Raw genomic sequence first — 22940 nt, 5'->3', positions numbered from 1 at the left:
ACGCGTCATTTAATAATAAGCACAATATTGATAGGAAATACTATGCAAGCTTATAACACCCAAACAGGTATCGTTTGCCCACTTGATCGCGCAAACGTTGATACCGACCAGATTATCGCCAAACAGTTTTTAAAGTCTATTAAGCGTACCGGTTTCGGCGTCAATTTATTCGATGATTGGCGTTATCTGGATGAAGGCTACCCGGGACAAGACAATAGCACACGTGTTATTAATCCTGACTTTATTTTAAATAAACCACGCTATCAAGGTGCTACTATTTTGCTAGCCCGCCGAAACTTTGGCTGCGGATCAAGCCGTGAACATGCTCCTTGGGCGCTTTCAGAGTATGGCTTTCGTACAGTCATTGCCCCAAGCTTTGCCGATATTTTTTATAATAACTGTTTTAAAAATGGCATGCTACCGATTGTATTGGATGAAGAAATCGTTGATACCTTAATGAAAGCCACGTTTGCCAACGAAGGCTATGAGCTGACTGCAGATCTTGAGCGTCAGGTGGTCATCACCCCAACTGGCGAAGAGTATGCGTTTGAAGTCGATGACTTCCATAAGCATTGCCTATTAAATGGTCTTGATGATATCGGACTGACTTTGCAGCAAAGCGATGCTATTAAAGAATACGAGCAAAAAATGATGCAAAAAACGCCTTGGATATTTAATGAAGTCAGAGCCTAGTGTTTAATCATGAAATAAAACCGCTAATGGCAAACGATTAATAACGAATATGAATCGCCATAAAAACGAGCTTAACGCTAATACAGCGTTGAGTTATGGTGACTAAGTGGCTAAAATGAACGGTAATCTATTCTTATATTATATATTTCCATCTGATAAATAGTAGCCACCATTATGAATAAAATACGTTTTGCGGTATGGACAAGTACGGCTATTGCCATAACCTTATTATCTGGTTGTCAGGCATTGACAGGCTATCAACAGATAGATAAAGCAGAAAGCGCAAAGGTATGGACGGGTACTATTAAGCCCATCGCTGGCGAGGTAAATATTGCCTGTGTCGGCACCTACCACTGTGAGATTGTAAAGATAGATCGCACGATGGTGATATCGCCTGAAAATCACAAACCTGTGAATGCCACCATGGTGGTTGCGATGAATGCTGCGAGCCAAAACAATAAAACTCGCACAAGAAGTAAGCATTCTCAAGCTGCTATGACGATGGATATGACGCCGCTTATTCATAATAATGCCATTAAGATTGTGCCATTATCAGCGTCTGCTATGCCAAATCTTATTAACTATTATGCTCGGGTCAAACCCGCTAAACGTGAAGTGCACGTTAATTTTTATCCAGAAAATAATCTAGGCTATGTAGAGCGTTTTGCTATGATTCATGACTTTGCTGGCCCAGGCACTTATCAGCTGCGTGCTTATCAAAAAAAGTCTGGCCAGAGCTCCGGTAGCTTGTTAGATACAGCATCGCCAGAGCCTTTATGTGTTGAGCTTTATCAAGGCAATACCGTGCAGCGCCGCTTCTGCAAGCAGATTGGCACTGAGCATCAAGGAGAGTTTGTAGAAACTGGTATCGCTAAGGCGGCATCAGTGCCATCAAAAGTAAAGGTAAAAGCCAAAGTATAATTATTAAAAGACTGTCGTTATTAGCTAAAATAATCAAGTATAAAATAAGTCATAGAAATATAAATTTACTCAACCTCAAGGACCAGTATGGCAACGATTTTAACATTAGCGGGCGATGGTATTGGCCCTGAAATCATGACTCAGGCCATTGATGTGCTGAACGCTGTCAATGATAAGTTTGCGTTAGGTTTTACCCTTGAGTCTGGATTGATCGGCGGTGTGGCAGTTGATGCAACAGGTGAACCTTTGCCAGAAGAGACGCTACAACGTGCACGCGCAGCAGATGCAGTGTTATTAGGTGCAGTTGGTGGTCCTAAGTGGGATGGTATCGAACGTAGCAAACGTCCTGAGCGCGGTTTGCTAAAAATCCGTAGTGAGCTTGGTTTGTTTGCCAATCTGCGTGTAGCCAAACTTTATCCGCAGCTTGTGAATGCTTCAAGCATTAAACCTGAGATTATTTCAGGCTTAGATTTGCTGATCGTGCGTGAACTGACTGGTGGTATTTATTTTGGTGAGCCGCGCGGTATTCGTACACTAGAAAATGGTGAGCAGCAAGGCTATAACACTATGGTGTATAGCACCAGCGAAATCAAACGTATCGGCAAAGTTGCTTTTGAATTGGCGCAAACACGCGCGCAAGCAGCAGGAACCGCTGCCAAAGTTTGCTCTATCGACAAAGCCAATGTATTGGAAGTTACTGAGCTTTGGAAACAGACGATGATTGAATTACAGCAGTCAGAGTATAGCGATGTGGCGTTATCTCATATGTATGCTGACAATGCTTGTATGCAGCTGATTAAAGACCCCAAACAATTCGATGTTATGGTCACTGGCAATCTGTTTGGTGATATCTTATCTGATGAAGCAGCGATGCTGACGGGTTCTATTGGCATGCTGCCATCAGCCAGCCTTGATGAAGCGGGCAAAGGCATGTATGAGCCTTGTCATGGTTCAGCGCCTGATATCGCAGGACAAGATATAGCCAATCCACTAGCGACCATTTTATCGGTTGCTATGATGTTACGTTATACTTTTAAACAAGAAGCAGCAGCACAAGCGATTGAACAAGCGGTCAGTGATGTGCTTGATGATGGCTTACGTACGGTCGATATCTTGGATCGTAATGAAGCTGGACTTATACAAGTCGGTTGTCAGCAAATGGGGCAAGCCGTATTGGCAAAATTGATTTAATAGAGATTACTTTATCCTAATCTGAATTTTTGAAAATTTATAATGAAAACCCATAATTTGCTAAGCAAGTTGTGGGTTTTTTACTGTTCGCTTTTAGAGAAGATAAGCATTCGCTAATGTTAACGTCTTTAAACAGAAAGCTGCATAAAAGCGTTTGTTTTAACACAGATACTGCAGTCTAATGCGCTTATTAACACAATGCTGTTATATGCTCACATGGGAATATGTCACCATAGCTTATCTATAACTGGTTTAGATAAATCAATATCTACTGGCTCAATCCACATTGTAAAATCAGTCCTATACTAGTCACAGGATTTTTGACATGGACATATGGTATGTTGAACTAATTATATAATCCTAATTGGGCATTAATGGTAATAATTTTATAATTACTTATAAGTTGTTTGTAATAAAAAATATAACTTAACAAATTGGAGTAATACATGTATCAATTGACCAAAATCAGCACGGCAATCGCAGCGCTTGGTCTATCGACCATTTTATTTATGGGGCAAAGTATTGCAGTAACGAGCGATGTCAAAAATGACACGGTCGAAGGAAGTGCAAAAGGTACTGCCACTAAGAGCATAGAGTCCAATAATACAAATCAAGTAACTAGTAATAACAACGATGTCAGCCCAGTAACCAATGGCGTAAGTCAAAAAGTTGCTGGTAAAAGTAAGACAGCAGTATCGTTGAATAAGTATTTACCGACCATAAAATATACCACTGAAAATCTACCAATGGAGGCGCAAAAGGTAAATAGTGCTACTTGGAAACAAGGTATGAAGAGAAATCGTGATACTACCACTAAGCTGCAAGCTCTATTAAACTGGCATCAAAATGGTGTTGGTGCAGTTGATGGCTATTGGGGAAAGAACTCTCGTAAGGCGATGCAGGCTTTTCAGATGGCAAATGGGTTGGCAGTGACCGATACATTAAATACTGAGACGTGGCAGGCATTGACCAAGAATGATAAGCTTATGGCACAACCGGTATTGGTCAACTATCAGCTCACTGATGCAGATATCAATATAAAAACCACGGTTATTCCAGCAGGAGCAGAAGCCAAATCCAAGCTTGAAGGGATGTACTATGAAACTGTCATTGAAGGTTTAGCGGAAAAGTTTCATATCAGTGAAAGTTATCTTAAGGCGCTCAATCCTAATGCTAAATTTGCAGTAGGCGAAACCATTACTGTCTACAATCCAGGCAATCCTAATATCAAACCTGTTAGTCGAGTGGTTGCTGATAAGACTACCGAAACATTGTATGCATATGATGATAAAGGCATCTTGGTTGCTAGCTATCCAACCACAGTAGGAAGTACAGCGACGCCATCACCAACAGGTACGCATACAGTTGCAGTTAAGGTACACGAGCCCAATTATACTTATACAGCAGAGAACGGCAGCAAGTCTATTTTACCACCCGGTCCTAACAACCCTGTAGGTTCGGTATGGATTGGACTCAGTAAGCCGTCTTATGGGATTCATGGTTCGCCTGATCCTGCTCGTATCAGTCGTCAGGCATCAGCGGGATGTATACGTCTAACCAATTGGGATGCGCTTGCATTACTTGGCGTGATACAAAATGGTGCAACTGTTGAATTTAAATAACGACTAAATTCTAGACAAAAAAATACCGCTGATATCTAGCGGTATTTTTTATGGTAAAAACCATATTAACTTACTAAAATATGATAGGCAATAATGAGTAGGTTAGCAGTATCATTATTATTATCAGTTAAACCACTCAAGCATTATACATATGCTCTTATAACTATCTTAGTAGATAAGAATTTAGTTTTTACCACGATAAGTAATGCGACCTTTAGACAAATCATAAGGTGTCATCTCAACCTTAACTTTATCACCAGTCAAAATTCGGATGTAATGCTTACGCATCTTACCTGAGATGTGCGCAATAATTTCGTGTCCGTTTTCTAAACGAACTTTAAACAAAGTATTTGGAAGGGTGTCAATGACTTCGCCTTCAAATTCAATAATCTCGTCTTTTGCCATAATTTGTATCATCAATCAATTTAAAATAAGCCCATATTATACGTAAGTTAGCAGATTAAAGCAATACGGAACCTGATTTTTACTTGACAGCCTGTAAGTGATATGTATGCCAGATTATATGAATTTAATCGGGAAGGTTGAGCCAAATAGGCGTGAGCGGCGCATCGGGCAGTAAGTTTTGAAAATGCTCAGGATAATAAGCATTAATGAAATACAAGCCATCACCTGAAGCAGTTGGTGGTGCTATTGTCCGATCTTTTTTCGCCAAAATATTTAAGAAGTCAGCCGGTTCTAACTCGTGTCTGCCGATCGCATATAACGTCCCCATCAGGTTTCGCACCATATGGTGCAAAAATCCATCAGCTTGAATATCGAAGACGATAAACTGACCATGAGTAAAAAGATTGGCATGGCTAATATGGCGCACGGGCTGATTAGATTGACAAGCGGCAGCACGGTAGCTACTAAAATCATGTGTACCAACGATATCAGATGCTGCAAGCTGCATGGCTTTTAGGTCAAGCGGCTCGTGAATATGTGTCACTTGATGGTTGAGGATGGCAGGTCGCTGAGTTTGATTGAGAGTAATGTAACGATAACGACGAGCAATTGCGGCAAAACGCGCATGAAAGTCAGCAGGCATCGGCTGAACCCAGCGTAAAGCGATATCATCAGGCAAAAGACTATTTACACCACGCAGCCAATTGTGCGTTGGTCGATAAGCATGAGTAACAAAATGTGCAATCATATTGCCAGCATGAACACTTGAGTCTGTGCGCCCTGCAGCAATCACTTCTACTGGTTCATTGGCAACAGTACTAATGGCGGTCTCTAACGCTTCTTGTACGCCAAGTACCTCTCTTTGGCGTTGCCAACCATGATAGTGAGTGCCCAAAAATTCAATAGCAATGGCTAAGGTATAAGTTGGGCGCTTTGCTTCGTTGTTTTCAGTTATGAACATGGTCATTTTGGAACTTATACAGAGTTTATGAGTGATAGTTTAACGTTTTTTGATACTGGTGCCCGTTTGCTGGACGTTATTTAACCAGCGTTGTCGACGCCTTGCTGGGCTATCGTAGCGTAGCAGTAACCACAGTAAGCGTGCATAAATGGCTGGAATAGTTAGACGACCGCCTGCAATCACTTGATAATCGTATTGCCAACTGCCCGCAGCATAAGTGTCACTTACGCCGCCAAACGGCGATTGGCTAGCGCACACTATCATATGACCTTTTTCATAAGCCAGTTGCAAGGCTTCTGCTAACTCTATTGAATAAGGAACGTTGCCAGCGCCATAGCCTAATAAAATAATGCCACAAGGCGGCTGTGATAATAAGGCACGCAGCTGTTGGTTTAATGCATCGGTTGCATTGGGCAAGCAGTACAACGCATGAACGTAAGCGTGCTCGGCACGAACTGCAATATCAGCACTAATATCTTGTTGGTCATCAAGCCAGTGCTGCTGACGAGTATCTGGTAAGCTTTTGACATAACTATTGGCAGGATAAGCCGCTCTAGAGTGACCAGTAAATGCCATAAAGTCATGGCTATGTATTTTTTGCACCGTTTGCGCTGGCCATGATTCGCCGCCGAAGGCAATCTTCACCCCAGATTCACCTGCACTTGCTAGCTTTAACGAGTCAGTAAGGTTGTTCCAAGCATCACTCTGTGCATCTACTTTATAAGAGTGCAGTTCCTCACTATCTAGCAGCGGACGCATACTACCGGTAACGACAATACAAATATCGCTACCTGCAAAGGCTTCTGCTAAGAACGCTCCCAAATAACTGAGTGTATCTGTGCCCGTAATTAACGCAAAACGTCTACTGCCTTGTTGATATGCCGAAAGTAAAAGCTGGTAAAAATGCACAAAATCACTGGGTGTAAACTGACTGCTGTCCTTAATCAGAGTATTGTGAAGCCAAGCAATGGGCGATAGATTAAGCGCATTATCCGATTCTGCCAGTAGTTGCTGCAAAGTTGGCAAAAAAACCTCTGCTGATAGCGGCGCTAATGGACGACCATAACTCCCAAAAGTGCCGCCAGCATAAATAAGTTGGATAGGTACAGGGATTGTATTTGTCATAGATGAGTGCACTGTATTGGTTTTAAATTGAATAGACGATAGAGCAGAATTATTGAAAGAGAAATCATTGCTAGAGAAGAGATAGAAAAAGCACTGTTATTATAAATGCAGCGAGTATTCTAAGTGGCTAGAATACTCGCTGTCACACCAGTCATTTTAAGCAGTGCGATCAAGCAATCGTTGTGCTTGCTGCTGCTGTTCACTATTGCCTTTAGCAATGACTTCATTGAGTAGGCGTTTGGCACTATCGTATTCGCCAAGTTGCACGTATTGACCTGCTAAATCTAGCGTGACTTGATTGCTGTCTAAGGATTTAACAAAATCAAAATCTGCTGCGAACCGTGACGAAAAATCTTCAGTACTGCTAGTGTCAGCTGCAGGAGCTATATCAATAGCATTGTCGATATGAGTATTGGCATATTCGCTATCAACCTCAACTGGCGTGCTTGCTGTTGTAGACTCTGATAAAGATAAAGAATCAAAGTCAAAATCATCGTCTATTACCGTATCATCATCGAACATCAGAGTAGTAGGGGCACTGCTAGAAGCGTCGGACTCATTTTTCATGATATCTATTTCTTCAGCGCTTGTATCTTCAATATTTGCATCTTCAATACTGATATCTTCGAAACTAAAATCTTCAAAATTATCTTCGACCATAGAATGCTGAATTTTTATTTGATTTGGCGTGTCATTCGACACATCATCACTGTATAAAGATAAGGTCAGATGGTCATCATCTAAATAAGTTGTCTCTGTTGTGACAGGCGCATTATTGATAACGTTATTGGTATCGGCGTCACTGTTTAAATCTAAGACAAAGTCATCTTCTAATGATAGCTCATTTAAGCTGCTGTTAAAACTATCATCGGTAGCGTCATCGGTGGGAGCCTCTGTAGATGCAAGACTGTGCTCAGATAATTCAAAATCAAAATCACTGTCAGTAATAGGACTATTATCAGTGTCTATAACCACAGTTGCAGGCGCAAAAATATCTTCATCTACTACATCAAGCGTGGTGACAGGTGCCGAGTTATTACTAGTATGGACAGGTTTATTATTGCCATCTTCTAAATCACTCAGACTAAGATCAAACGCCTGCTCAATATCATCGAAACTATTATCATCAAAAGCATTCGAAGCCGCTAAGGTTTCATTGGTAGCCTCTGACAAGTCATTTTTGTATTCAACATTTTGAACCGTATTAGTATCAAGGACGGGACTATTGCTGCTCGCTTTATTGGTCGGTAAATCGAAATCTAAACTTTCAAATCCAGCATCTTCGCTTTTGTCTGCTAACATAGTTTGTTTAGTGACTTGGTTTTGTTCTTCAGTCAGCAAAGCTTTTAACTCATCAGCTTGTGCGATACTTTTGTCATCATTATTTGCTTTGATAGCATCATAGACTTTATTGAAATTCTCAGACTCATCTATCGTGGCATATACCGCAAGGAGCTTGAGAGATAATTGGCTATCATTTGGCTTTTCGCTTAAGCCGCGATTGAGCGTTTCAATCGCTTTATCATAGCGCTGTTGGTCCATAAAACGTTGAGCAATCTCAATATGATCAAACTTTTTCTCATGATTGATAGCTGTTTGAGTAGGCGTACTTCTAGAAGCAGCATGCTTCGATAAGGGCTCAATTTTGCCAGTATTTGTACTCAAATGCTCTGATGGCTTTTGCGCTTTGTTTTTGCGCATGACCAAGACCGCAACGAGTAAAATAACCACCAATCCGGCGATGATATATAGCATATTGTCCATAGTTACTCCCACGCCTACGATCAGAGCTGCTTGCATTGATCTGTTAGGCAGTTATTGATTGCGTAATTTTTTGAGACGAGCTTGCAGCTCAGCCAGTTTTTGATTTTGTAATTGTAATTTGCGAGTATAGCTCTCAAGCGTACCACTAGTTTTTGATAACTGCTGAGCTTGTGATGCGGTACTTTTTCTTGATGATTTAAGCAGGTCTAACACTTCCATGCTAAGTCCGTTACCTGTTGCCATGCCTGCTTTGGTTTTAGTGCCATCTGCGCTGCCTTCATGACCGGGAGCAAGGACAGAAAACTGTGCCTTTGGTAAAATTTGAGTCTTAGTGGTCGCCGGCTTTTCAGTATGTTTTGTTGCTTGCGTATTGTCACCTTTGGACACAGGATTTGATGCAGTTGGTTTTTTTGCGACAGGTGTATTGGCGCCTCTATATTGCCTTTGAGCACTGATAGCAGCTTCAAGTTTTTGCTGTGAAGGTAGCGCATCATAATTAGGTAAACTCAACTGTGCATCTGCTTTTAATTGATTGGCGTTTCTATTGATAAAAGCGTCAGGATTTTGCGTCTGAATTTCTTTCATAACGGTTTGAACGTCGATATTGTTCTTCTCTGCGATTTGCTGTGCAATCACCCACAAGTTGTCATTACGCTGCACGGTATAATTGATCTCGCTACTAGCTGACTTATCTGATACTTGGCTTGAAGTGTTTTTTGCTGCGGCCGACGTTTTAGGCGTCACTGCTTTCTGCCAGGTATTCGAGTTAGGGGGCACATCATTGAGAGGAGCTGTAGCGACCATATTATTACTATCATTTGGGATAATAGCTTTATTTTTATTGGTGAAAGCTGCTTCATTCGGCGTCAGGGTTTTGAGCGCCATAGGACTAGCAACCATCATATCTGTATTGCTTTGACTCTTCGGCTGTATCTGACGAGTAATTTGTATGTTTAAAATATCGAACTGTTTATCAGTCTCGCTAGCAGAAAGCGTACTATTTGATGAGACGGTTAAAGCTGTATTATTATCATTATTTGCGCCCGCCATGACACTATCGTTTTTTACATCAATAGGATTATTTAATCGACCGTTTTCTAAACGGCTAGGCGCATAGGTTGTGATATTGCTTTGTGTCGTTGTTGCAACTGCTGTTGGTAAGCCAGAGGGTATAGTCGTTGCCTGAACGCTTGGTATTTGTGAGCTTGACGCTTGGATACTTGGCGTTTGAATAACAGGTACTCGTATATTAGGCGATTGAACATTGCGCTCGGGTAATGTTGCAGCCTTTAGTGTAGGTTTCGATGAGCCAGATGATAATAAAGGTGGCGGTGCCCCATTTCTAACCGTCAATGGCTGCGCGTTAGTTGTAGAAACCACGGGTAAGTTAGGCTTTTTTGCCCCTGTTACGATATTTTTAGAAGTCGCAATCGGTAAGCTATCATTAAGCGGCATCAGTAATGTTTTTGGAATAACATTACGCTGATTGCCATCATTAATTGCTAGAACCACATCAGCAAAGGGTTTGGACATAGGCTTGGTGGTGGTAATAAAAACTTGACCACTTGTAGCTGAAGTCGGATGAAAGCGTACGATCATGGAATCAGTTGGGGTTAGACCCATTTGCTGATAAATGGCAGAATTTGCCAAACTGGCTGAAAAGTCAGTGTTTTCAATATCAGTGACCATAATACTGGCAACTAAAGGTTCGTGCTGAGCTGAAATAACAACTGTTTTGCCAATGTTTGCTGCTTGGGCGCTAGATACTAAGGCTGCATAACTTATTGAATAAAACAATGCCATCGATACTGCGCGATGTATGCTAGTCAAGCGGTAAGATAAATGACAAGACATATGCAGCCCTTTGGAGTAAAAGTTGTCTGTGTTGTTATAACAAAATACTGTTTAGTTTACCAGTTTATTCCACTGCTGTTGTGACCAATAGTTCAATTGCATGCTTAATATTTACACACATCAGTCAACTTTTTTATCAAGCAGCATGGCATCACCATAACTAAAAAACCGATACTCGGATTCGATGGCATGTTGATAAGCTTCTTCGATAGATTTTTTTGTGGCAAATGCGGACACTAGCATCAGCAATGTAGACTTTGGTAAGTGAAAATTGGTCAGTAGCTTATCTACGACACCAAACTCAAAACCGGGATATATAAAAATCTCTGTATCACCTGCCCAGCCAGAAAGTGGCTGTCCATCGACTGCGGTTTGTTGGTAAGCCGTTTCAAGGACACGTGTGACAGTAGTCCCGATAGCAATGACTTGCTTGCCATTGGCATGGGTCTGATTGATAAGGTCGGCAGTGGCTTGAGGCAGGTGTGCATATTCGCTATGCATCGTATGATTCAGCAGGTTCTCTGTTTTTACCGGAGCAAAAGTACCTGCGCCGACATGCAGTGTAACAAAAGCAGTTTGAATACCTTTTGCCGCCAGCTTTTCTAATACAATATTGTCAAAATGTAAGCTTGCTGTCGGGGCAGCGACGCTGGCAAGCTTAGCAGGGTCATGAAAAACAGTCTGATAGCGAGTATTGTCGGTCGCATCGGCATGGCGTTCGAAATAGGGTGGAATAGGCAGCTCACCATATAGCTCTAAATCAGGCAGAATGGGCGTATCAAAAGCCAAGATAAATAAGTTCTCTTGGCGTCCAATCATGACACCAGTCATATGACCATCAGCAAGTACAAGACCTTGTCCAAGCTTCAACGCTTTACTGGCTTTAACATGACAAAGAGCGATATGCTTTTTTGCAATAACCGTCATGTCTATGATGTCAGAGTTTGACGTTATTGTGTCTAGATCCGCGCTATTTAAGTCGGATAGAGCGACCAAACGCTCTATTAATACTTCAATCTTTCCACCGGTATCTTTTTGACCAAATAAGCGCGCTTTCATCACCTTAGTATCGTTAAAAACAATCAAGTCGCCTGCATTAAGCAATTCTGGCAACTCAGAAAACAGCTTATCTTCAACTTCAACCTGACGATTAACATTGTTAGCAGGCAAATAAAGTAGCTTTGACGCGGAGCGCTGCGCCAATGGATAACGGGCAATCAGCTGGTCTGGCAGTTCATAATCATAATCATCAACACTTAGATACTCTAAAATATCGTCATTATGACTGGCAGTAATTTCAGAGTTATTATTTAAGGTTTGAGGTTTAGAATCAGTCATAAGAAAGTCTTTCGATAGGTGGGAATTTTGAGAGCAATTGTAGCAGAAATGAGGATATGAAAGAATGTTTTACTAAGTAGTACTTTTTTATTTACCTCTAAATATAAATAAAATAGCCTAAGTAAAAAATTGAGATATTTATTTAGGAAAACTCTCTAAAGAATTCAGGCGAAAAATCATTCAAATAAATTTAATTGTGGCGTGACTTGCGTTGCAGATGTCAGTGAGGAAAATGTCACACCAACCAATCGAATAGGAAGGGCACGCGGAATGTCCAAAAAGAGTTTATCTAACCAAAAGTGAGCGGATTCTGCGCTATCAAATGCCGTCGATAAGGTATGCGAGCGCGTGACTTGAGTAAAATCTGCGTATTTGACCTTTAGAGTAATAGTATAGGCAATGAGCTGTTTTTTGTGCAGCTGACTAAAGGCATCAGCATTTTGTTCATAGACTTGTATTTTTAGTTCATTATCATCCGTTAAGTTTTCTCTAAACGTAGTCTCAGAGCCAACCGATTTGTGTGTACGCTCAGACTTGACCGCACGCTCGTCACGTCCATGAGCGATATCATGATAAAACTGTCCACGCTTACCGAACTCATTGACCAATATGGTAGCTGGCGTGCGCCGAAGGTCAGCGCCGTTACTAACACCCATTGCATGCAGGCGTTTGGCCGTTGCCTTACCAATACCGTGGAAGCGTTCAATAGGCAAAGCGCTGATAAAGGCATCAGCATCCGCTGGCGTGATGACCGCTGTGCCATTAGGTTTATTAATATCAGAGGCAATTTTCGCCAGCATTTTATTAAATGAGACACCGGCAGAGGCGTTTAGACCTGTTTGTCCTAAAATCTGCGCTCGTAACCAATTTGCCATTAATGTGGCTGAGCCTTGATGAACAGACAACCCAGTAACATCCAAATAGGCTTCGTCTAATGATAACGGCTCAACATGTGGGGTCAGACTGTGCATGATACGACGTATCTCAACACTAACAGCACGGTAAACATCAAAGCGCGGCGGTACAAATATCACGTCAGGACAGCGCTTTCTAGCTTCATAGCATGACATGGCGGAGCGTACGCCAAACTTACGAACTTCGTAACTGGCAGCAGCAACCACGCCGCGACCATTGGGATCGCCGCCAACCACCAATGGCTTGCCACGCAGCTCAGGAAAATCACGCTGTTCTACACTGGCATAAAAAGCATCCATATCGATATGAATGATTTTGCGAAGGTTAGATTGGCTAACGTCAGGTTTAGTGTTTGTTGTTGTAACATGTATTGTCATAAAACTATTTTACCTGATTTTTCGCACTGATTTTGGTCTCTAATACTCACTCAAAAAGTGAGAAGTGTTACATAGATTGATAAAAAACAAGATTTTCATTAGGGTTTTTAACTACTGAAAACTATTCTAAAAATTTAATATCGATAGTGCATCATCATCGTTCATGTAATCGATAATATTCAAAGAACTATTAGATTATAAAATGCCAAATCTGATAAATATGCATAATAATTAGTAGTATTTTTAAATGTACTGACCGTTCATATTCCTATCTTGACCATTCATCGGAAATACTATATCTGGTTGTTACACTTTTGCTTGCATAGCGTTACAATAAGATAGCTAGGATACAAAGCGTTTATAGATATAGAGCAAGAAAGGTAAATCATCGTTAAATATAGGCATAATGTTTGATGGGTACAGATGAGTAGCAAATGGACTTGCATCGCTTATATCAAGCTCATCACTTTAGCAACGATAAAGATCATTAATAAATATCAGTATAGAAAACCCTATATTTCATGACGAATAGCTCAAACTATGGTGAGAGAAGTTAAGGAGCTGGGTATGAATAATGAGTTGAGAGGAAGTGATTTAACACGCGCATTGCTTGCACGAGGCGACAAACAAATATGGTGCGCAGTCGATGACGACAGTGATGAACAAGCGATGATGGATCATTGTGGTAACGATTTTACCGCTTATATTGTCGAATTTAAAGATGGCTGTTTTTACTGTAATTGTGGTACGGCTTGGCTGTTCGCAGTACCTATAAAAACAGTGGCTGCCACACAATCTGATATGAATATTTGAATAGCCTACTTTCCATACTTTAAGTTAGAGAGTATAAATGGCAATAGCACCACTATATTTCCAGAAAAAAGCCTCCTAAATCGGAGGCTTTTTTGCAGCTTATATCAAGCATTTGGTGCATCAGACTGCACCATAGGGTCAGCGTCGGCAAAAGCTTTTAATGTTCGACAGTGAGCGTCGATCGCAACGATATTTGGATAAGCACTGAGATCTACCTTGAAGCGTTCGGCAGAAGAGACCTGCGGAATCAGATAGCAATCTGCAAAAGTAGGGCTGTCGCCATAGCAGAATTTACCGTGTGTTTTGTCTTGTGCCAAGCGTTTTTCGAGAGCGTCAAAACCTTCACTCATCCAGCGATGGCACCAAGCCATGACTTGATCTTCAGCTACTGATAGTTCATTACGCAGATACTGCAAAATACGTCGGTTATTTAGCGGATGGATATCACAGCCAATCATAGCGCTCAAAGCTCGTACTTGCATGCGACCTGCTGCATCTTTGGGCAACAGAGGATGCTCAGGATAGACCTCTTCTAACCACTCCAAAATAGCAGGACTTTGATACAACCATAAATCATTTATTTGTACGACGGGTACCAAGCCTTGAGGATTAATAGATTGAAAGACGGCTTCTAATTGCTCATCTTTTGCTAAATTAACCGCAATGTAATCGTAATCTAACTGCTTTAAATTCATTGCGATACGTGTACGGTAAGAGGTACTACTGCGAAAGTAGCCATAAAGTGTCATCATAGGGCATTCCTTTTATTGTGCTGTGTTGTGAGTAAGATAAAGGGTTATAATTACTGAGCTTACTAATGTCTTAAAGAGTAAAAGATACCTATTATGACATTAAGTCTTTATTTCAATTTTCTAATATTGTATTGATAACGCATTTAGTTAATCATTCACAGAGTAAACCATGCCAGCAGCTGAAAACCTGATAGAAAATCTTCCTACGATAAATAAAAACCAAGGCGGCGTACAATCGCTTGAGATTGGGCTGTCGATATTAGACGTGCTCATCGATTGTAACGAGCCGATGATGCTAAAGGATATTGCACAAGCCATGCAAATGCATCCAGCAAAGTGCCACCGTTATTTGGTCAGTCTTATTCGTAAACACTATGCTCGCCAGCTCAGTGATGGACGTTATGGACTTGGTGATAGAGTTCATGCAATGGGCGCGCTAGGAGCAGTAGGTCATAGTGGGTTTAATCAAAATAATATCTTGGATCGTCTGACGCATATTGCTAATGAGATCAAAGACACGCTTAATTGCGGTGTACAAATCGCTAAATGGTTTAGCGAAGGTCCCATTATCATTCAATCTGTTGAACCAGATAGCGCTATTAGTATTATTACTCGTATCGGATCGCGTATGCCGTTGACCACGTCGGCGACAGGTCATTTGTTCGCAAGCTATCAGCCAGATACCATTATCAAACCCTTGGTCATCGCAGAATGGCAGGCGAAGCAAGAGCAAGCAATAACAGAGAAATGGCAGCACTTTAACCAGTTACGAGCGAAAGTTCGTACCCAAGGCTATGCGACTGTTACTGGTGATATGTTAATGGGGATTAATGCGATTACTATTCCCGTTATCATACCGCAGCTATCAACCACTGCGAATCTATATGACAAAGACAAACTATCTGTTGAAAGTTTGTCTTTGGAGTATGCCATTACTATCATTGGTACCACAGAGCAGTTGCCCATGAGTGAGCAGCATAATGTGGTCGAGCAAATATTAGCAATTGCACAGCGCTATCAAATAGTGTAGCTCGTAAAATAGCTAAAACTTATCTTAGCTATTTTATAAAGAATACTCTAAACGCTAAAAAATATTACTCACCAGCAGGCGCGACTTCTCGTGCTTCAGCTAGTTCAGCCGCATGTAAAAACTGAGTATGAGCGGGCGCACGTTTGGTACGTGACCATTCGTCCAGCATCTCATATTTCATCTCTTCAGTAATCATCGAAACTTTTTCTTCTGAGGTAATATCATCGTAAGTAAGCTCCATACGATGTCCATTTGGATCGAAGAAATAGATAGAATGGAAGATACCATGATTCGTCACACCGACCACGTCGATGCCGTTTTCTTCCAAATGCTTTTTAGCTGCCATTAAGGCATCCCGGTCTTTTACCTTCATCGCTAGATGTTGTACCCAGCTTGGCGTATTAGGGTCAAAGCCCATTTCAGGCTGATTAGGCACTTCAAAAAATGCCAATACATTGCCATTGCCCGCATCTAAAAACACATGCATATAAGGGTCAAAGGCTTTGGTCGAAGGTACATGATCCTCAGCGAATGCTAGGATGAAATCCATATTCAGATATTTTTTATACCATTCAACGGTCTCTTTAGCGTCTTTGCAGCGATAGGCCACATGATGGATTTTTTCAATTTTAAAACTCATATCAAACTCCTTTTGATAGGACGTACAATTTATATCAATCGATTGGCTGTTAGTAGTTATGGACATAGGCCATTAACGACTAACAGCTTGACTCTATTATTTGCATGCCTTTTTATAGGCACACATTGTTATATAAAAATCGACAGATAATTGCTATTTGTCAAAATCGAAGGTAAGCGCCGGCAAGACCTTGCCGCGTACTTCGCCAAAGCCAACACGAATACCGTCTTTTTCGCTATAGCCTTTCATGATGACTGTGTCACCATCTTCGATAAAGCTGCGTGTCTCACCGCCTTGGAGGGTGACAGGTTTGGTTGCATTCCACGCAATCTCTAACATCGAGCCATAAGAATCAGGCGTCGGTCCTGAGATAGTCCCTGAACCCATCATATCGCCCACTTCTACTTTACAGCCAGTAATAGTATGGTGAGTCAGCTGCTGCGCCATTGACCAGTACATATATTTAAAATTGGTTTCGCAAACCACCGTAGCTTCTTCAGCATTTTCAGGCAATAGTTCTACTGATAAATGAATGTCATAGCTATTATTGCTGTCTTTTTCGTTCAGATAAGCAAGCGGCTTTGGTTCTTGCGTTGGGCATGGCATCTTGAACGGTGCTAAGGCTTCCATCGTCACAATCCATGGGGATACTTCAGAGGCAAAAGTTTTGGCGTTAAATGGACCTAACGGCACGTATTCCCATTTTTGAATGTCACGAGCTGACCAATCGTTTAGCAAAACCATACCGAAAATATGATCAATAGCATTATCTACGGCAATTGGTTGACCAATATTATTACCTTTGCCAACGACAAATGCCGTTTCAAGCTCAAAGTCCAGACGCTTACAAGGTGAGAAAATAGGGCGGTCATCGGCATTGGGTTTTAGCTGACCCGATGGACGTATCACATCTGTACCACTGACGATGACGGTGCTGGCGCGTCCGTTATAACCTACTGGCATCTCAGTCCAGTTAGGCAGTAAGGCGTTACTTGGGTCACGGAACATAGTACCTACGTTGGTTGCGTGTTCTTTAGACGAATAGAAATCGGTAAAGCCAGGTACTTGAACCGGCAGATGCATAATGACGTCTGATTGTTGAAATAGGGCTTTTTGCTGCAAATCTGTGTTGTCACGTAACGTATCGCAATCACTAGAGAGTAGCGTTTGAATCGTTTTACGCGCTTTGCTCCAATTGTCTCGACCAGAATCAATAAAGGCATTTAACGTGTTTTGATCGAAATATGGACCACCGTCTAAACCCAATAACCCTTCAGATTCAAGTACGGATAAATCCAATACGTGCTCGCCGATAGCGATACCAGCGCGACGTTTGCCATCGATGCTGTCACTAAAAATGCCATAAGGCAGATTATGAATAGAGAAGTCAGAATCGGTTGCGATATCGAGAAAAGATGAGAGGTTTTTGTCAATCGTTGACATGATCGGCTCCTTGCTAAAGCGAATATTAAATTACGTTATAATTAACTACTTACGTATAATGTAATTTATAGCGTAATCGATTGCAAGTTTTTTTATGTGCTCGTCCTATAAATTGATTGAGTTTTGACCGAGACTAAAAGCTATAGTCAGTGAAAAGTCATATCGACACATTAGGTACTGCTGGTATCAATTTTTCTTGCTTGCTGTGCCCATGCAGACAGAGGCTGCAAAAAATTTGTACCAGCAGTACCGTAGCGTTTTGACTATATTTGCCTTTTTTGCTAAAAATATCACCACTACGAAATCCAACGCATGAAAAAAGGCTAAGTAATGATACTTAGCCTTTGTTTATATTTTAATAAAAGCGATTAGGGAATTAATCTTTTAAAACGTCAACCATAGCATTGGCAACATAGTCGATATTGGTACTGTTTAAGCCGGCAACACACATACGTGAGTTCGATACCATATAGATACCATACTTGCTTTGTAGTTGTGCAACTTGTTCAGGCGTCAGACCTGTAAAGCTAAACATACCGTTTTGTGCAGTCAAGTAATCAAAGCTACGACCTGGGATTTTTTCTTCTAATACTGATTTGAGTTTGGTACGCATAGATTTGATACGGTCACGCATCGCATATACTTCGCCAACCCATTGCTCATGTAGCGCTTCGTCGTTCATAACGATATCAACCACACGACCACCATGTGATGGCGGGCTTGAGTAGATACGACGTACCGTAGAGTTCAGCTGACCAAAGACGCGATCAGTTTCATCTACCGTTGGGCAAACAACTGATAGACCACCGACACGCTCGCCATATAGCGATAAGTTTTTAGAGAATGAGTTGCTGACAAACAATGGCAGACCCATATCGACGGCTTTACGAATCGCGTAAGCATCGCTGTCCATATCTTCGCCAAAGCCTTGATAAGCGATGTCCATAAACGGAATCAGCTCGCGCGCTTGAATGACGTTTAGGACTTGATCCCATTGCTCACGAGTCAAATCAACGCCCGTTGGGTTATGACAGCAAGGATGAAGCAGCAGAACATCATCTTTATTCAATGTTTCAAAAAACGCGATCATCTCATCAAATTTGATGCCACCAGTAGCAGTATCGTAGTACGGATATTTACCGACCTCGACGTCAGACCCTTCAAAGATCGCAATGTGGTTGCCCCATGTAGGGTTGCTGACGTAACACTTAGACTGCGGGAACCATTCGTGGATGAATTCTGCGCCGACTTTTAGTGCACCAGAACCACCAATGGTCGCGATAGTAGCCACTAAGCCATCTTGTAAAATCTGAGCGTCTTTACCAAACAGCAATTCTTGACAGCCTTTGCGATGTCCTGGTAAACCTGCCATTGGTAAGTACGGACGCGGCGAGATAGGGTCAGCAATACGTTGTTCAGCGGTTTTTACACACTCAAGTACGGGCATTTTGCCATCTTCGTCATAATAGACACCGACACCCAAATTGACTTTATCTGGGTTGTTATCGGCTGCAAATTTGTCCATCAATCCTAAGATTGGGTCGCCGGCATAGTAATCGATACGTTCAAACATGTGTTTTCCTTACAAGGGATATAAGTACAAAGGTATAAGTTGAGGCGCTAAAAAGCATAAACCAGTTTGGGCATTAACTCAATGTTAGATTCCATTATCCCCACCAATTCATGCATTTTTTTGCCTAGTGATGCCATTTTCTTGAATCATCGTCTGACTTGTTTTGATAAAGGGTAGAAAGCTGGCTGTTAAATATTTTGCAAATCATCAAAATGGGTCGCAAAGTAGCCCTGCAAAAAATGCTTAAAAGCGATACTCGCCGGCGATAAAGCTCGCGATGAACGTTGGTAAATAAAGAATCGGCGCATTTTGACAGGTTGCGTCAACGGTCGCATCTGCAAACCATTAGCGCTGACCCAGTCTATCACCTCAGGCATATAAGGCAGACACAAGGTAATACCAAAGCCTTGACGGGTCATCTCGAGCGCTGTCGACATAAAATTTACTTTATAGCGTGCTTGTTGTATGTGGTTTGCGATACGCTCATCAAGCTCTGCGGTCACTTGCTCAATAAATGGACCTTGCAGGGTAATAAGCGGCGTATCAATCAAATCCTGCCAAATAATTTCAGATTTACATGCCAGCGCATGACTATCAGGCATGACCACACAGAATGGCAGCTGATATAACAAGTCGGCACTGATGTCATCTTCAGCGTCCATAAATTCAAGCTCAGTGCCCACGCCCAAATCCACCTCAATGTTTTGAATGTGTTCTAAGACATTTTCTGCTGAGCAATCAAGCAAAGACACGCTGATGTCAGGATATTCTTTGGCAAACTGAGCGATAACCGCTGGCATAGAGGAGGCCGCAAACTGTGATACGGCGAGCCTGACTTGACCTTGCGCTAAGCTCGTTAAGCTACTGGCTTCATTCTCAAACAGCTGCATCTCATTTAAGATGCGCCGAGCTTGCGGCAATAGATGCCGTCCAACTGCCGACAACGACAGCTGGCGTGTAGTGCGATCAAACAACACAATGCCAAGGCTAGATTCAAGCTCTTTTATCAATCCACTGACCGCAGATTGGGTCAAATGCATCTGGTCGCTGGCACGAGTAAAGCTGCCGTTGTCAGCGACTTTGATAAAAGCGGTAAGTTGGCGAATGCTGATATTCATAAGTAAACCTGATAAATAAATCAAAAAATACGATTAGTCTTATAAATCAAGCTAATCTAATATAAATGAATCGTCAATAGGAATGATTGATGAAACTTATTTTTTGCTAATTTTTAGCGCTTTATACCACCAATTGCAATTAAGGATGATGACAATGGCAGATTTATTTGACAACCCTATGGGTCTACAAGGCTTCGATTTTGTTGAGTTCGTCTCACAAGAGCCTGAGCTTGTCGAAGAGCTGTTTCGCAACCTTGGCTTTACCCATGTCGCCAATCACCGCTCAAAAGATGTTTCCTTGTTTCGCCAAGGAGACATCAATCTCATATTAAACCGCGAACCAAAAAGTCATGGCAGCTACTTTTTAGGTGAGCATGGTGCCGGCGCTTGTAGCATGGGTTTTCGTGTAAAAAATGCCCAGCAAGCTTATGATTTAGCGATCGAAAACGGTGCTGAGCCAGTCGATGTCAAAACAGGGGTGATGGAGTTACGTCTGCCAGCGATCAAAGGTATCGGCGGCTCTCTCATTTATCTTATCGACCGCTTTACCGCTGGTAACTCTATCTATGACATCGACTTTGACTATCTGCCTGATGTTGATAAGCATCCAAAAGGCTTTGGCTTCAAAGTCATCGATCATCTAACGCATAACGTCTACCGTGGTCGCATGGCTTACTGGGCTGACTTCTACGAGCGTATCTTTAACTTCCGCGAAATCCGTTATTTCGATATCAAAGGTGAATATACTGGCTTGACCAGTAAAGCCATGACGGCGCCTGATGGCAAAATTCGTATTCCATTGAACGAAGAGTCAAAGCAGGGCGGCGGTCAAATCGAAGAGTACTTAATGCAATTTAATGGCGAAGGTATCCAGCATATCGCGCTGTTGAGTGATGACCTATTGTCTAGCATCGACAAGCTAAGAGAGATGGGCATTCCGCTTATGACAGCGCCAAACGACACCTATTATCAGATGCTTGATGAGCGTCTACCAGGTCATGGCGAGAATATCTCTGAGCTACAGATGCGCGGTATCTTGCTAGATGGTACAACTGAAGGCAATGTTCCACGTCTGCTGCTACAGATTTTCTCTGAAACCATCTTAGGCAGCCCAGTATTCTTTGAGTTTATCCAGCGTAAAGGCGACTACGAAGAAGGCTTCGGCGAAGGTAACTTTAAAGCATTGTTTGAATCTATCGAGCGCGACCAAGTACGCCGCGGCATGGTTGGTCAGACAGAGATAGAGACAGAAGCGCCATAATTTTCAGAGATTTCTTAAGAGTGCCTTTCATCTTGCACTTTTAAACAAGTATCAAAAGGGCAAGATGAAAGGGGTTTATCTTGTCCTTATTACCTTTGTTACTCTGCTATTAATAATAAACGTTAAAAGCGAGGTGGATAAAGTGAATAAAGCAAATGACTGATACCAAGGTATTAGACTCATTGCAATATAAGGAAACTAGGCATGGAAAGCCGTCACCAGACAACTGCGTACACAAAGCCTCTCAGTAGCAATTCGTTAAGCACTGAAGCTTCTACTCATCATCTAACTCAGAAGAAGCAACCTTACGTATCGCGTCAGCCAGACGATCATGGTCATATACATTATAGTGACGATGAAAACGCGATGTGGCAAGCACTGCTTGAACGTCAAGCCAAGCAAATACCCAATCGTGCCAGTTCAGCCTATCTTGAGGGTTTAGAGAAACTCAAGCTACCAGCAACGCATATTCCGCAACTACAAGATATTGATGAAGTATTGCAAGCCAGTACCGGTTGGCAAACCGCTGCTGTACCGGCGTTAATCAGCTTCGGTAAATTCTTCAAACTCTTAGCTGATAAACGCTTTCCGGTTGCGACCTTTATCCGTCGCTTTGATGATATGGATTATATCGAAGAGCCAGATATTTTTCATGAAATCGTCGGACATTGTCCGCTGCTGACCCATCCTGCGTTTGCAACTTTTAATGAGACTTATGGCAAGCTTGGTCTCAATGCGACTAAGCAAGAGCGTCTTTATTTAGCACGCCTGTATTGGTTCACCATCGAATTTGGTCTAATGGGCGCGACCAAAGAAACCCGCAAGATTTATGGTGGCGGCATTTTAAGCTCACCGTCTGAAACCATCTATGCCCTAAGCGATGATCCGGACTGTCGTGCGTTTGATTTGATTGACGTATTGCGCACGCCTTACCGTATTGATCAAATTCAGCCTATCTATTATGCAATTGACAATTTGGATACGTTATTTGATATCGTGAATAGCGACATTATGGGCGCTGTAAAAAAAGCGATGAGTTTAGGACTGTTTGAGCCAACGTATGCTATCAAAACTGCTTAATAGACAGTACATTTTTTATAAGTAATAAAAGAACCAACGTCAACACGGACGTACATTCATTAAA

Annotated in this window: 20 protein-coding genes; 8 read left to right on the top strand and 12 right to left on the bottom strand. The window is 41.9% G+C overall.

Annotated features, from left to right (window positions below; all coding sequences use genetic code 11):
- Positions 1 to 42: 42 nt before the first annotated feature.
- From leuD to M0221_RS07690, 4 genes are all read left to right on the top strand, one after another.
- Positions 43 to 693 (top strand): 3-isopropylmalate dehydratase small subunit, encoded by a 651-nt coding sequence (leuD, locus tag M0221_RS07705; protein ID WP_483283463.1) that lies wholly within the window; start codon positions 43 to 45, stop codon positions 691 to 693.
- 174 nt (positions 694 to 867) lie between these two features.
- Positions 868 to 1614: a hypothetical protein gene (locus M0221_RS07700; protein WP_483283462.1), complete on the top strand. Its 747-nt coding sequence runs from the start codon at positions 868 to 870 to the stop codon at positions 1612 to 1614.
- An 87-nt stretch (positions 1615 to 1701) separates the two neighbouring features.
- Positions 1702 to 2805 carry a 3-isopropylmalate dehydrogenase gene (gene leuB, locus M0221_RS07695; RefSeq protein WP_483283461.1) on the top strand — a complete coding sequence of 368 codons (1104 nt, stop codon included), beginning with the start codon at positions 1702 to 1704 and terminating at the stop codon, positions 2803 to 2805.
- Between the two features lie 446 nt (positions 2806 to 3251).
- Complete coding sequence (locus tag M0221_RS07690) at positions 3252 to 4427, top strand: L,D-transpeptidase family protein (protein ID WP_483283460.1); 1176 nt, start codon at positions 3252 to 3254, stop codon at positions 4425 to 4427.
- A 183-nt stretch (positions 4428 to 4610) separates the two neighbouring features.
- Here M0221_RS07690 and infA read toward each other — a convergent pair whose 3' ends face one another.
- The 7 genes from infA to dinB form a co-directional block, all read right to left on the bottom strand.
- Complete coding sequence (infA, locus tag M0221_RS07685) at positions 4611 to 4832, bottom strand: translation initiation factor IF-1 (RefSeq protein ID WP_010199824.1); 222 nt, start codon at positions 4830 to 4832, stop codon at positions 4611 to 4613.
- Between the two features lie 124 nt (positions 4833 to 4956).
- Positions 4957 to 5799: a tRNA pseudouridine(38-40) synthase TruA gene (gene truA, locus M0221_RS07680; protein ID WP_483283459.1), complete on the bottom strand. Its 843-nt coding sequence runs from the start codon at positions 5797 to 5799 to the stop codon at positions 4957 to 4959.
- 33 nt (positions 5800 to 5832) lie between these two features.
- On the bottom strand, positions 5833 to 6918 hold the full coding sequence (locus tag M0221_RS07675) for an asparaginase (protein ID WP_483283458.1): 1086 nt from the start codon (positions 6916 to 6918) through the stop codon (positions 5833 to 5835).
- A gap of 156 nt (positions 6919 to 7074) precedes the next feature.
- Positions 7075 to 8682, bottom strand: coding sequence for a FimV/HubP family polar landmark protein (locus M0221_RS07670; RefSeq protein WP_483283457.1), 1608 nt, complete (start codon positions 8680 to 8682; stop codon positions 7075 to 7077).
- A 51-nt stretch (positions 8683 to 8733) separates the two neighbouring features.
- Positions 8734 to 10536 carry a type IV pilus assembly protein FimV gene (locus M0221_RS07665; RefSeq protein ID WP_483283456.1) on the bottom strand — a complete coding sequence of 601 codons (1803 nt, stop codon included), beginning with the start codon at positions 10534 to 10536 and terminating at the stop codon, positions 8734 to 8736.
- A gap of 120 nt (positions 10537 to 10656) precedes the next feature.
- Complete coding sequence (gene queA, locus M0221_RS07660; protein WP_483283455.1) at positions 10657 to 11874, bottom strand: tRNA preQ1(34) S-adenosylmethionine ribosyltransferase-isomerase QueA; 1218 nt, start codon at positions 11872 to 11874, stop codon at positions 10657 to 10659.
- Between the two features lie 176 nt (positions 11875 to 12050).
- Complete coding sequence (gene dinB, locus M0221_RS07655) at positions 12051 to 13166, bottom strand: DNA polymerase IV (protein WP_483283454.1); 1116 nt, start codon at positions 13164 to 13166, stop codon at positions 12051 to 12053.
- Positions 13167 to 13733: 567 nt separating this feature from the next.
- On the opposite strand from dinB, the gene M0221_RS07650 reads away from it, so the two are divergent.
- A complete protein-coding gene (locus tag M0221_RS07650) occupies positions 13734 to 13979 on the top strand; it encodes a hypothetical protein (protein ID WP_020443706.1) in 246 nt (81 codons plus the stop codon).
- 104 nt (positions 13980 to 14083) lie between these two features.
- Here M0221_RS07650 and maiA read toward each other — a convergent pair whose 3' ends face one another.
- The gene (gene maiA, locus M0221_RS07645; RefSeq protein ID WP_483284771.1) at positions 14084 to 14728 is read right to left on the bottom strand and encodes a maleylacetoacetate isomerase; all 645 of its coding nucleotides are present in this window, start codon (positions 14726 to 14728) and stop codon (positions 14084 to 14086) included.
- A 172-nt stretch (positions 14729 to 14900) separates the two neighbouring features.
- On the opposite strand from maiA, the gene M0221_RS07640 reads away from it, so the two are divergent.
- Positions 14901 to 15761, top strand: coding sequence for an IclR family transcriptional regulator (locus M0221_RS07640; RefSeq protein ID WP_483283453.1), 861 nt, complete (start codon positions 14901 to 14903; stop codon positions 15759 to 15761).
- A gap of 64 nt (positions 15762 to 15825) precedes the next feature.
- On the opposite strand, the gene M0221_RS07635 is transcribed toward M0221_RS07640, so the two are convergent.
- The 4 genes from M0221_RS07635 to M0221_RS07620 all read right to left on the bottom strand — a co-directional run bounded on the left by M0221_RS07635 (position 15826) and on the right by M0221_RS07620 (position 20535).
- Complete coding sequence (locus tag M0221_RS07635; RefSeq protein ID WP_483283452.1) at positions 15826 to 16401, bottom strand: VOC family protein; 576 nt, start codon at positions 16399 to 16401, stop codon at positions 15826 to 15828.
- Positions 16402 to 16554: 153 nt separating this feature from the next.
- A complete protein-coding gene (gene fahA / locus M0221_RS07630) occupies positions 16555 to 17844 on the bottom strand; it encodes a fumarylacetoacetase (protein WP_483283451.1) in 1290 nt (429 codons plus the stop codon).
- A 376-nt stretch (positions 17845 to 18220) separates the two neighbouring features.
- Complete coding sequence (locus tag M0221_RS07625; RefSeq protein ID WP_483283450.1) at positions 18221 to 19417, bottom strand: amino acid aminotransferase; 1197 nt, start codon at positions 19415 to 19417, stop codon at positions 18221 to 18223.
- A gap of 188 nt (positions 19418 to 19605) precedes the next feature.
- Positions 19606 to 20535 carry a LysR family transcriptional regulator gene (locus tag M0221_RS07620; protein ID WP_149491785.1) on the bottom strand — a complete coding sequence of 310 codons (930 nt, stop codon included), beginning with the start codon at positions 20533 to 20535 and terminating at the stop codon, positions 19606 to 19608.
- Between the two features lie 154 nt (positions 20536 to 20689).
- Here M0221_RS07620 and hppD point away from each other — a divergent pair, with 154 nt between their 5' ends.
- Positions 20690 to 21796: a 4-hydroxyphenylpyruvate dioxygenase gene (gene hppD / locus M0221_RS07615; protein WP_483283449.1), complete on the top strand. Its 1107-nt coding sequence runs from the start codon at positions 20690 to 20692 to the stop codon at positions 21794 to 21796.
- Between the two features lie 204 nt (positions 21797 to 22000).
- Complete coding sequence (gene phhA / locus M0221_RS07610) at positions 22001 to 22876, top strand: phenylalanine 4-monooxygenase (protein ID WP_483283448.1); 876 nt, start codon at positions 22001 to 22003, stop codon at positions 22874 to 22876.
- Positions 22877 to 22940: the final 64 nt, after the last annotated feature.

It is taken from the genome of Psychrobacter sp. ANT206 (assembly GCF_056880555.1).
Note: the sequence above shows the minus strand (reverse complement) of the source record. Positions and strands in the feature narration are given on the sequence as shown.